Genomic DNA, 11,630 nt, shown 5'->3' on the forward strand with positions numbered 1-11,630 from the left:
TGAGGCAAGTATGGCAGGCATCGATAACCAAGGGGTCAATCTGGGCTTGGTCAACGATGTCCAGAATCTGGACAAGTTGCGTCAGCTCGGTCGAACCCAACAGGGTGAGCAGCAAGCACTGCGTGCGGCGGCTAACCAGTTTGAAGCGCTATTTAGCCAAACTCTGTTTCAGGGTATGCGCAAGGCGGGAGCCGAGCTGACCAAAGACAACCCGATGAACAGCAGTTATACCGAGTTTTACGAAGGTATGCTCGATCAGCAGCGGGTGTCTGACATGGCCAATAAGGGAGGGCTGGGGATCGCCGACATGGTGGTCAAACAGCTCTCACCGCGCACCTTTCAGCATAGCGATGGTCGCACGCTGCGTATGCCGGAGCGAACCGAGCGGGTTTATAAGCCCTATGCCGAACATCTTGCCGAACAAAAGCAACTTGCTGAAAAACTTGGCAAAGAAATTGCTGACACTGGTAGTGAGGGTCAGCAGGAGCCGCTGCAGGCGAGTCAGGGGCACCGTCATAGCCGTACCATTCCCCCGATGGGAAAACTTCAGACTCAGGCCAAGTCGCAAGACGACTACCAGGATGATGGTACGCCGGCATTCGATTCCCCCCGTGAGTTTGTCAATCGGCTGATGCCGCTGGCGAAAAAAGCGGCGGAGAAGCTGGGACTGGATCCGGCGGTGTTGGTGGCTCAGGCCGCACTCGAAAGTGGCTGGGGCAAGCGGGTCATTCGTAATGGTGATGGTGAAGTGACCCATAATCTGTTTGGTATCAAGGCTGACTCTCGCTGGGATGGACAAAAAGCCGTTGTCAGTACCCTGGAATATGAAAAGGGCGTGGCGTCACGGCAGAAGGCTGCGTTTCGGTCGTATGAATCGTTCGAAGAGAGTTTCAACGACTACGTGGATTTTCTGACCTCAGGCAAGCGCTACCAGCGCGCTTTGTCCAGTGTGGATACCCCGGAGCGTTACTTTGACGCCTTGCAGGCGGCCGGTTATGCCACCGACCCTCACTACGCCAGGAAGCTCAAGCAAGTCCTGCACAGTGATGCTATCAGTCAATACACGGAAATGGAGACCTGATTCATGGCGTTCGATCTACTGGGAATTGGCACCACTGGCGTGCTGTCGCACCAGAAAATGTTGCAGACGACCAGTAACAACATCGTCAACGTCAACAGTGCTGGCTATGTGCGCGAGAAGACCGTCCTTTATACCAACAGCATTGGTTACGGGGTCGGTGAGTCGGTGACCTCCCGGGTGATCAACCAGTACATCCTTGGCGAATATCGTCGGGATACCTCGGCGTTGGGCTATGCCAACGGCCGCTATGATCAGCTCAGTTATGTCGATAGCCTGGTGAGTGACAGCTCCAACAGCGTCGGCAATACCATCATGTCTTACTTCAACGGCATTCACAGTGCCAACGAATCTCCGTCAGAGCTGGCCGCCCGTACCCGACTGCTTAGTGAGATGGATACCATGGTCAGCCGCTACCACACACTGGCTGGCAAGCTGGAAGATCAGACCACCTCGATCAATAACCGACTCACGGACGGGGTGAAGAAGATCAACGGATACATCAGTAGCATCAATGAGCTCAACGAGTCCATTCTCAAGACCCGGGGTACCGAGGAAGAGAACCTGATGCTCTATGACCAACGGGATGAGGCGATTCGTCAGCTCTCGGAGATGATGGATATTCGCACCGTGGATCAGGGTAATGGTGCCGTGTCGGTCAACTTGGCCAATGGCCAATCGCTAGTGTTGGCGGGTACCTATGCGCAGTTGGCGGTCACCACCGGAGACCCAGACACCAAGCAGACCCAGTTGCAGTGGAAGCTGGGCACCAGTACCACCAATGTGGATACCGATAACGTTGGTGGCACCTTGGGCGGCCTCTATCAAGCGCGCAAAGATCTCGAGCCCGCCAAGCGCCAGCTTGGTCAACTGGCCGTTGCTATGGCCGATTCCATGAACCAGCAAAACAAGATGGGGATGGATCTCGATAACGAGATCGGTTCGGATCTGTTTTCCATCAGCAGTTCATCTGCGCTGGCCTATCAAAAAAATACCGGTACGCCGAGCGGTACCGTTAACTTTGTTGCCGGTAAAGGTGGCGAAGTGACCACCTATGACTATGAGGTCCATTTTTCCAGTGCGACGGGTTATGAGGTGTTCTCTGTTGATGCCGACGGGAATGCCACGTCGGTGCTCACTGGTAGCACACCGCCAGCCACCTTTGAGGTGCCTGGGCATGGAATTGAGCTCACGCTGGGCGGCTCTCCAGCCAGCGGTGACAAACTTCTGTTCCAACCCACCAAGGAGTCTGCGGTTCAGCTTAAAAAAGTGATCACCCGCGGTGAGGATCTGGCGCTGGCTGCCCCTCTCAAGACAGACAAGAATTCACAGAACCTGGGCAATGGCGTGATATCGCTTAACGGTATCTATAACACCAGCACCGGCTCTGGCTTTTCCGGAAACAGCTTGTCCGCCACCGCGCCTCAGATCGTCAAGATCAATGCCAGCGGTGACTACGAGGTCTATCAGTCTAACGGTACTACCCTGATCGGTACGGCGGCAGCCTCGACCAAGGGACAAAACCTGATGGCGAATCTGGAAAATCCGGCGGGTTCGGGGACCAAGGTCTATACCGACCCGACCCAATCGCCAGGCTATGAATTCAGTATCACCGGGCAAGTAAAAGAGAACGATAGCTTCTCGCTGGGCTATAACAGCAATGGTTTTGCCGATAACTATAACGGTTTGTTAATGGCTGATTTGCAAACCCAGGATTTGGTTCGCAAGCCCAGCAGTAGCACCAGTGACGATAAAATGACTTTCTCTGAAGCCTATACGGCGATGGTGGTCGATATCGGTAACAAGACCAGCTCGGCCAAGACGTCGGTGGCGGCGGCAACGGCTAAACTTGAGCAAAGCTCCGGTATTTTTGAAAGCACCGCCGGAGTCAATTTGGAAGAAGAGGCGGCCAACCTTATCCGCTACCAGCAAGCCTATTCGGCATCAGCTCAGGTGGTCAGCACAGCCAAGTCCCTGTTTGATACTCTGCTCTCTTCAGTGAGGTAACCGGTATGCGCATCACGACCAACATGATCTACAACCGTAACCTCAATGCACTGTCGGGCATCAACGAGCGGCAAAATGTGGCCTATGACCAGCTGATGACCGGCGAGCGGTTCAAAACATCCGGGCAGGACCCATCCGGGATGGGGCAAAAGCTCGAACTGACCAATGAAATCGATCTGTTTAAGCAGTACACGGTCAACGGTGGGTTACTGCAAAACAGTTTGAGCCATGAAGAGACCATTATCAGCTCGCTGAACGATGCGATGATGAGTGCCACTACGCTGATCCAAAAATCCAACAGTGGCGCCATTAGCCAGGATGAACGCGAAGCGATTGCCAACGAGTTGACGGGTCTGCAAAAGCAGATGTATGACCTGATTAACTCGAAAAACTCACAGGGTGAGTACATCTTCGGTGGCAATAAGAACATGATTCCTCCTTATGTGCGTGATGCCTCGGGGAATTATGTGTTCCAGGGCGATACCGGTCAGCGGCAACTGCAGGTATCCCCAAGTGTCAAAATTGCGGCCAGTGACAGCGGCATGGATCTGTTCGAGTCAATTCCCACCCGCCGCACAGCTACGCCATCAAGTGCCAACCTAGCGATCACCGTCAAGGAGCAGTCGCAATTCGACAGTTACTACTCCAGCGTCTACCAGCCTTCGGGTAGTAACAGTTATACGGTGAGCACCACGGCTGGCTCACCGGATACTTACCAGATCGTTGACTCAGGTGGCACTGTGCTACAGACCGGGGACTATGTCAGTGGCGAGAGTATCGCTTTTAACGGACTGGAGTTAACGGTGAATACTCCGGCGGGCGGCACGGCGCAGACCTTTGCGCTGGATCCGGCCACCAATGATAACATCCTCAACGGGATGGAGACCTTTATCAATAAACTCAAAGATCCCACTATCACGCCAGACGATTTTCAGGCCGCGGTGGCGGATGCGTCGGTGCACATGAGTAATGCCCGTTCGCGGACCGATCGCGCCCTGGGCGATATCGGGGCACGCATGAACAGCCTGGATCAGGCGCAGGATTCCAATAGTGCTATCGATACCTTTAACCAGGAAGTGCGTGCCAAAGTCTCCGAGGCGGATATGTATGAAGTGGTCTCGGCACTAGCCAAAGAAGATGCCGCTTTGTCAGCCGCCCAGCTGTCGTTTAGCAAGATAAGCAAGCTCACGTTGTTCGACTATCTGCGCTAATCCCTGTTTGCCAGAAAAAACCGCCCTTGAGGCGGTTTTTTCATATTTATCCTAAAGCACCCAGCGTGGTTGCCGATAACTAGTTAGGCCGGAGATGAAGCAGGCAGCGAATAAAAAAATGCTAAAGCTTTGCTCGGCAAGACCGATAAACAAGTAGGCGCAAAAAACAATAAAAGCCTATTTATACAAACGCTTAGGAGAAAAATCATGGCAATGTATATCAACACTAACGTGTCGTCGCTGAACGCTCAGCGCAACATGAACAACGCCACCAAGGCGCTGGACACATCCTATACCCGTCTTGCTTCCGGCCTGCGTATCAACAGCGCAAAAGATGATGCCGCCGGTCTGCAGATATCCAACCGTTTGACCTCCCAGATCAACGGCCTGGATCAAGGGAACCGTAACGCCAACGATGGTATTTCGGTGGCTCAGACTGCCGAAGGTGCAATGGATGAAGTGACTTCCATGCTGCAGCGCATGCGCACCCTGGCCCAGCAGTCATCTAACGGCTCTAACAATACTGATGACCGTACTGCACTTCAGCAGGAGTACGATCAACTGATGACCGAAATCAACCGTGTCGCCACTGACACCACATTCGGTGGTCAGAAGTTGCTTAACGGTGGATATAAAGGAACATTCCAAGTCGGTGCTGATGCAGGTCAAACCATTACCTTCAAGATGACGGCAGCCTTTACCATTAAGGGCATCTCATCCGCCACGAAGGGCAGCGCGACCATCACCACTAACGCAAGCGGTGAGCCTTATACCATTACTGCACAAAATGGTACTGCGGTCACCACGACCAGTCTGCAGAGTATCAAGTCTGCCAGTGCTGCCCAGACTGCGATGGCTAACCTGGACTATATGATCAAGGCGGTGGATAGCAAGCGAGCTGAGCTGGGTGCCGTACAAAACCGGTTTGATTCGACTATCCGTAACCAGACCAACGTATCTGAGAACGTCAACTCAGCACGAGCTCGGATCCGTGATGCAGATTTCGCGGTGGAAACAGCGAACCTGACCAAGCAGAACATTCTGCAACAGGCAGCCTCCACCATTCTGGCGCAAGCCAACCAACGTCCGCAGTCGGCACTTTCCCTGCTGCAGGGCTAATATAAAAAGGTGCAGGGCGGTTGTTCAGGCCGCCCTGCGAGGATGGAACAAAGGGGTGTTCGGATCGCACTTTGTTCTATCGGGAAGAGTTACACGTCTTCTTATGACAAATCCAAGTGTCGTTCAGTATTCAGCTACTGTCACGCCTTGGTGCTAATCTCCTGAGCGTAAGCTCTTTTAGGCCGGTTTACCGGCCTTTTTTTGTTGTGTCGATAACCCGACACTTACTTCCCATATGCACTATGTGTGCCAACAAAAATCCCCCGCGATATCCCTTCTAAAAATGCTCAGGTGACGAACAGAGGCTCTCTTTGTCCAAAACAAGCGGAGAAAAGTTGCCGCCTTGGGCAATAATTTTCCTAAAGGATTCTTTTACCCCGCCGTTACAGAGAATGAGCAAATCGAGGGGTGTTCGGAAACCACAAAGTTTGCACTGCTGCGGGTCATCTGTCCGTTCAACAGATACCCGCCAGGGGAGGAAGGACCGTTCAACCTGACTCCCCGATCGGTGGGACGCCGTTTGGCTGGCGCAACCCGCAGTTGACAGTTCATCGGGAGAATTTCTTATGGCCATGTATATCAATACCAATACGTCATCACTGAACGCCCAGCGTAACTTGATGAATACCAACAAATCCTTGGACACGTCTTATACCCGTTTGGCTTCAGGCCTGCGGATTAACAGTGCCAAGGATGACGCTGCCGGTTTGCAGATCTCCAACCGTTTGACTTCTCAGATCAGCGGTCTGGATCAAGGTAACCGTAACGCGAATGATGGTATCTCGGTTGCCCAAACGGCCGAAGGTGCGATGGAAGAAGTCACCAGCATGCTGCAACGCATGCGTACTCTGGCTCAGCAATCTGCCAACGGCTCCAACAACACGGATGACCGTAGTGCACTGCAGCAGGAATACGATCAACTGACGACTGAAATAAACCGTATTTCCAGCGACACCACCTTTGGTGGCCAGAAGCTGCTGGATGGTAAGTACAAGGGTAACTTCCAGGTTGGTGCTGATGCAGGTCAAACCATTACCTTCAAGATGACCTCTGCCTTTACCATCAAGGGCATCGCTTCTGCTACCAAGGGCAGTGCAACTATCACCACTAACGCAAGTGGCGAGCCGTATACCATCACAGCACAAAATGGTACTGCTGTTACTACTACCAGTGTTCAGAGCATCAAGACTGCCAGTGCGGCACAAACTGCGATGGCTAACCTTGACTACATGATAAAGGCCGTAGACAGCAAGCGTGCGGAGCTGGGTGCGGTGCAGAACCGTTTCGATTCGACCATCCGTAACCAGTCCAACGTATCCGAGAACCTGAGCTCTGCACGTTCCCGTATCCGTGATGCAGACTTCGCAATGGAAACTGCCAACCTGACCAAGCAGAACATTCTGCAACAGGCTGCCTCCAGCGTGCTGTCCCAGGCTAACCAGAGACCGCAGTCCGCACTCTCCCTGCTGGGTTAATCCGGTAGATAGAGTAACGACCAAGAGAGGAGCGACATGATGAACAGTGAATTATCTGTGCAGACATCCGTCACTCCCTCTCCTCTGCAGACCAGTAACAAGAGCGGCCAGCAGGCCGCTCCGTTGCTATCAGCCGGGTCTGAAGAGCAGCGGGTGATTGATGCCAAAAGTGATAGCCGTAAAGGGGAAAATCCCCCTAGCTCACCCATGAGCGTTACGGATATGGAAAATGAGGTACAGAAATTGCAGGAGTTTGGCCAGTTACAGGGCTGGACTGTCAATTTCAGCCTGGAGAAAGATCTTAACCAGGTAGTTATCAAGGTGGTGGACGCTGACACCAAGTCAATGATTCGCCAGATCCCATCGGAAGAGCTGTTGGCTATCAGCAAGCGAATCCGTGCCTATCAGGAAGAGGGGATGAACGGTACGAGTGGTTCGCGCACCGGCCTGCTGCTTGATAACGAAATCTGAGCACCGAAGTTGGAAGGAGTGGGAAAATGGCAACCATTACGTCAGCGGGGGCAGGGTCGGGTCTGGATTTGGAATCGGTGATTTCTTCCAGCGTGGCCGCCAAAAAAACTCAGCTGCAGCAACCGATCACGACCAAACGAACCAACACCCAGATTACCCTCTCTGGCATCGGGCAGCTCAAGTCTGCGATCTCCTCTTATGTCTCCACCTTGCAGGCCATGTCGAAGGACGGGGCGTTCAATAAGCGCTCGGTGGCTGTAACCCAAGACAAAGATAACCCGGTACTCAAGGTAGAAACCAAGAGTGGGGCATCTAACGGCCAATACAACATCACCGTCAACAAACTGGCGACGACCAGCAAATTTGAGGGAACTTTCAACAATTCCACCGACTCTTTGGTGACCGAAGATGGAACACTGACTTTCAAGGCTGGTGACAAAACCTTTTCGGTTGATGTGAAGGCGGGTGATTCACTGCAATCGATCCGCAAGCGCATCAATAATGATGGTGATAACTTCGGGTTGACCGCCAATATCCTGACGACCTCGGATGGTAAAGCCAAACTGGTGATGGATTCGGGCGTAAGTGGTACCGGTAATGATCTGCAAATCAGCGGTAGCACAACAGGGCTCACAAGTTTCGCCTCTTCTCTGAGTAAGACTCAGTCAGCGGGTAGCGCAGAGATCTCGGTTGACGGTAATACCTTGACCAGCGCGACCAATACCTTTGATGACACGATTGTGGGCCTCAAGGTGACGGTACTGAGAACCTCCGATAAAGATACCGATGGCAGTGCCAAATCGAACAAGGTTGATATCACCACCGACAAGGCTGGTATCAAGGATATGATCAAGAGCTTTGTCGATGGGTACAATTCGCTGGTGTCCAAAAGTACAGCGCTGGGAAAGCGTAATACGGTGACTGCAGGAAAAAGTCAGGATGATGGTGGTGCATTGGCCGGGGATTCGGTTACTCGCGCGGTCACCAACCTGATGAGTGGCACGATTACCGAACCGTCAAAAAACTCATCAACTTTTTCAACTATTTTCCAGCTCGGTGTCAAGATGGATAACAAGGGTGTGTTATCTATTGATGATGAAAAGCTCACAGATGCCATCGATAAAAACTTCGATCAAGTGGTTGCCATTTTTGGTGGCGAAAATGGTGTTGCCGGAAAACTGGCTGATCAGTTGGATGACTATTCCAAGACGGGGGGTCTGCTGGCTCAGCGCGAAAATAGCCTAAATGATGACCTTCGAGAATTGAGTCGGAAGGAATCTGATGCCACGACTCAGTTGACCAAGTATGAAGAATCACTTCGGGCCCGGTATGGTAGCCTCGACACGCTGCTATCCAAACTGAAACAGTCCTCTTCGTATTTGTCGCTGCTCAACACAAGTAGTAGCTGACAAAAACCATCATCAAGACGTTAATGGTTAATGCGGACTCATCGCTATGTACAGAAAAAATATCAAAGCCTATACCACGCATAATCTTCAGTCAGAACTGGCTGTCGCTGATCCTCATCGTGTCATCCAATTGCTGATGCAAGGCTGTTTGGAGCGCCTAGCTCAAGCCAAAGGGGCGATTGAACGCAAGGATTTGGAAGCGAAGGCAGAGTCTATTTCGAAGTCGATGGCTATTATCAATGGCCTACAAGATTCGCTCGACATGTCGTTTGGTGAGGTTCCACAAAATCTGGCATCGCTCTATGACTACATGAAAGAGCGGTTGATGGATGCCAGTCGCCATCTCGATATCAGTGCCATTGATGAAGTTATGCAACTGATGATTACCATCAAGAGTGGCTGGGATGCCATTCCTGTTGAAGAGCGTGAGCGGGCCTTTAGCGAACAAAAAAGCAGGGCAGTATGACCACACTGCCTGATGAGGTCTTGGCACTTGGCGAGAGGATGTTAAGTGCTCTGAATACTGACCAATTAGAACTACTCGATGAACACGCCAATGACTATCTGCAGATGGTTGATGAGTTATTTGTCCATCGTGAATTATCGCAAGCATTGTCGCCAGATCTCACCGCTGTCTTGCAGCAGTACGCCCGTATTATTGAGCGAGTGAGCACAATGCGGGATGCTGTCTCTGGTGAGTTGCAGCGTGTTGCCCAACTGGACCGGGTCGCCAGTTTTTACCGAAAACACAGTGGATGATGTCGGATGGATATTGAAAAAACTCTGGGTAGCGTTGAACAAGAGCTTCGCCGGCTCACTTCCCAACATGAGCAGGAAGTGGCGATGCACGCTGTGCTGCCGCAGCGTTTTGCCATGAATATGGCCACCTTTGAGCGGTTGATGCCGGATATTCATGACTACTTCAAAGACTATCAACCAAGTCGCCCATTTCGTTTTTTCTGCAATGAGAACGGAGAGCCCAACCTGCTTTGGCTGGATGAGCAGGTCGCGCTTTATGGGCAGAATCCTTATGGTGATGCAAGAGATCAGGTTCGCGATGTGATCGACAACGCTGAACTGAACTGCATCGATTTTATTGCCCAGTGGTTTATTGATGGGCAGATCCACATTAAATACAACAATGACATCTCCAATCTCAAGAACAAGAGCGATCTTGAAGGTTTGCGCTTATCTGATGCCCTTGATTGTGAGATCCCGCTAGCGTTGATGTACGGTGTTGGCTTGGGATATCAACTCGGTTATCTGTATGAGCAGTGCCGGGTTAAGCACCTGTTTGCCTTTGAGCCAGACGTTGACATGTTCTATGCGTCCTTGTTCTGTTTTGACTGGCACGCCTTGCTAACTTACATGGAGCAGGAGTCGTTAAGCCTCCACCTGTTTATTGGTGTGGATGAGCAAACGCTGGTCAGTGACATGATGGAGGCTCTGCATCGTAAAGGTGCTTTCTGGTCAGCTTCTTATTTCTCCTTCTTCCACTATCACAGCGAAAAGATTCACCGTTTGATTGAGAAGGTTGAGCATGAGTTTTATCTGCTCAAAACTGGTTGGGGATTTTTTGACGACAACATCTATGCACTGGCACATAGCCACCATAACCTGACCAGCGGCACCCCGTTTTTGCTTAAAAAACGAGCTAACCATTACAGTGATACGCCGGTTTTTGTTGTAGGGAATGGGCCGTCACTGGATGGAACCATCGAGTTTATTCGTCAGCACCAGCACCAGGCGGTCATTATTGCCTGTGGCACCGCGGTGAGTGCGCTTTACAAGGCAGACATCAAGCCGGATATCTATGTGGCAGTTGAGCGCACCAAGAGTTCAGCCGATTTTCTTGAAATCCTTAATGCTCATGATTTCCTCAAGGATGTCACTTTCCTGAGTGTTGATGTGATTCACCCTGAATGTCAGCGATTCTTCCGTCAGACAGGGTTGGCTTTAAAGCCAAATGAGCCTATGTATTCCATGCTGTTCGATGCTTGCCATGGTGAGCTGGTGCATGACTTAATTGAGTATCCCAATCCCTTTGTGGGCAATACGGGCCTCAATTATGCGGCGTTGCTCGGATTTAAACGTGCCTATCTGTTCGGTATCGATAACGGCTTTCGTGATGCGCACAAGCACCACTCTTCGCTGAGTCTCTATTACAACGATAAGAAAGAGACCAAGATGGTGAATGAGACTCACGATACCTTCCCAGCTCGCGCCAACTTTGGTGGGGAAGTGCGGATTAACCATCTGTTTGGCCTCTCTATCCACAATATGGAGTGTGTGCTGCGCAAAAGTGAGATGGTCTGCTTTAACTGCAGTGACGGTGCTTATATAGATGGTGCACGTCCCACTCCGGTTGATACCATCACCTTGACCGGGCCTGCCATTGACAAGTCCCAATTGATGCAAAACTTGATGAAGGATAATTTTGCCCCCTTCGATCTTTCTCGCATCGATTTTGACGCTGCACTGGATTCGCGCTTTTTTAGTGAGATGATAGAAAAATGTCGGGCGGATTGGCGCGATGTTGAGCCTGAATATAACGCTGTGTTGACAGTGATGCAGCGTCATCACGACTATCTGCTCTATCTGCTGATGAGTACCAATAAACGTCACTTTTATCGCGTGTTGATTGGCTCTATCAACTATTTCTACGCCAACATCATCAGCGTCATGATGGCCCATCTCAAAGCTCCGGCCGATGTCCTAGCTGACAAAATAAAAGCAGCGTTGAGCATTCTCGATGCGTTTTTTGAGGACGCACAGGTTATCTATGCTGATGCGTTTGAGCGCCATGATGCCACCTATTTCAGTGGGTTGGATGTGTTCAAGCACGCATAGAAACTGCGCT

General features: G+C 51.4%; 10 protein-coding genes. All 10 read left to right on the forward strand.

Annotated features, from left to right (window positions below; all coding sequences use genetic code 11):
- The first annotated feature begins 10 nt into the window (after nucleotides 1-10).
- The 10 genes from flgJ to BW958_RS12355 all read left to right on the forward strand — a co-directional run bounded on the left by flgJ (nucleotide 11) and on the right by BW958_RS12355 (nucleotide 11,620).
- Nucleotides 11-1,081 (forward strand): flagellar assembly peptidoglycan hydrolase FlgJ, encoded by a 1,071-nt coding sequence (gene flgJ / locus BW958_RS12310; protein ID WP_076576042.1) that lies wholly within the window; start codon nucleotides 11-13, stop codon nucleotides 1,079-1,081.
- A gap of 3 nt (nucleotides 1,082-1,084) precedes the next feature.
- Nucleotides 1,085-3,085 (forward strand): flagellar hook-associated protein FlgK, encoded by a 2,001-nt coding sequence (gene flgK / locus BW958_RS12315; RefSeq protein WP_076576043.1) that lies wholly within the window; start codon nucleotides 1,085-1,087, stop codon nucleotides 3,083-3,085.
- A 5-nt stretch (nucleotides 3,086-3,090) separates the two neighbouring features.
- Nucleotides 3,091-4,296 (forward strand): flagellar hook-associated protein FlgL, encoded by a 1,206-nt coding sequence (gene flgL, locus BW958_RS12320; protein WP_076576044.1) that lies wholly within the window; start codon nucleotides 3,091-3,093, stop codon nucleotides 4,294-4,296.
- 207 nt (nucleotides 4,297-4,503) lie between these two features.
- Nucleotides 4,504-5,415 (forward strand): flagellin B, encoded by a 912-nt coding sequence (gene flaB, locus BW958_RS12325; protein ID WP_076576045.1) that lies wholly within the window; start codon nucleotides 4,504-4,506, stop codon nucleotides 5,413-5,415.
- Between the two features lie 566 nt (nucleotides 5,416-5,981).
- On the forward strand, nucleotides 5,982-6,890 hold the full coding sequence (gene flaB, locus BW958_RS12330) for a flagellin B (RefSeq protein WP_076576046.1): 909 nt from the start codon (nucleotides 5,982-5,984) through the stop codon (nucleotides 6,888-6,890).
- A 39-nt stretch (nucleotides 6,891-6,929) separates the two neighbouring features.
- The gene (locus tag BW958_RS12335) at nucleotides 6,930-7,361 is read left to right on the forward strand and encodes a flagellar protein FlaG (RefSeq protein ID WP_076576047.1); all 432 of its coding nucleotides are present in this window, start codon (nucleotides 6,930-6,932) and stop codon (nucleotides 7,359-7,361) included.
- Nucleotides 7,362-7,387: 26 nt separating this feature from the next.
- Nucleotides 7,388-8,770, forward strand: a complete 1,383-nt coding sequence (fliD, locus tag BW958_RS12340) for a flagellar filament capping protein FliD (RefSeq protein ID WP_076576048.1) — start codon at nucleotides 7,388-7,390, stop codon at nucleotides 8,768-8,770.
- Nucleotides 8,771-8,816: 46 nt separating this feature from the next.
- Nucleotides 8,817-9,236 (forward strand): flagellar export chaperone FliS, encoded by a 420-nt coding sequence (gene fliS, locus BW958_RS12345; protein ID WP_076576049.1) that lies wholly within the window; start codon nucleotides 8,817-8,819, stop codon nucleotides 9,234-9,236.
- Nucleotides 9,233-9,529, forward strand: coding sequence for a hypothetical protein (locus BW958_RS12350; RefSeq protein ID WP_076576050.1), 297 nt, complete (start codon nucleotides 9,233-9,235; stop codon nucleotides 9,527-9,529). Before fliS ends, BW958_RS12350 begins: the two co-directional genes overlap by 4 nt.
- Before the next feature lie 6 nt (nucleotides 9,530-9,535).
- Nucleotides 9,536-11,620, forward strand: a complete 2,085-nt coding sequence (locus BW958_RS12355; protein WP_076576051.1) for a motility associated factor glycosyltransferase family protein — start codon at nucleotides 9,536-9,538, stop codon at nucleotides 11,618-11,620.
- The last annotated feature ends 10 nt before the right edge of the window (nucleotides 11,621-11,630 follow it).

This window comes from Aeromonas sp. RU39B (assembly GCF_900156095.1).
In the GTDB taxonomy this organism is placed as follows: Bacteria; Pseudomonadota; Gammaproteobacteria; order Enterobacterales; family Aeromonadaceae; genus Aeromonas.

Coding starts and splice junctions, on each gene's coding strand:
- flgJ (WP_076576042.1), top strand. CDS start 11: ATGGCAGGCATCGATAACCAAGGGGTCAATCTGGGCTTGGTCAACGAT.
- flgL (WP_076576044.1), top strand. CDS start 3,091: ATGCGCATCACGACCAACATGATCTACAACCGTAACCTCAATGCACTG.
- BW958_RS12335 (WP_076576047.1), top strand. CDS start 6,930: ATGAACAGTGAATTATCTGTGCAGACATCCGTCACTCCCTCTCCTCTG.
- BW958_RS12355 (WP_076576051.1), top strand. CDS start 9,536: ATGGATATTGAAAAAACTCTGGGTAGCGTTGAACAAGAGCTTCGCCGG.
- fliS (WP_076576049.1), top strand. CDS start 8,817: ATGTACAGAAAAAATATCAAAGCCTATACCACGCATAATCTTCAGTCA.
- BW958_RS12350 (WP_076576050.1), top strand. CDS start 9,233: ATGACCACACTGCCTGATGAGGTCTTGGCACTTGGCGAGAGGATGTTA.
- flgK (WP_076576043.1), top strand. CDS start 1,085: ATGGCGTTCGATCTACTGGGAATTGGCACCACTGGCGTGCTGTCGCAC.
- fliD (WP_076576048.1), top strand. CDS start 7,388: ATGGCAACCATTACGTCAGCGGGGGCAGGGTCGGGTCTGGATTTGGAA.
- flaB (WP_076576045.1), top strand. CDS start 4,504: ATGGCAATGTATATCAACACTAACGTGTCGTCGCTGAACGCTCAGCGC.
- flaB (WP_076576046.1), top strand. CDS start 5,982: ATGGCCATGTATATCAATACCAATACGTCATCACTGAACGCCCAGCGT.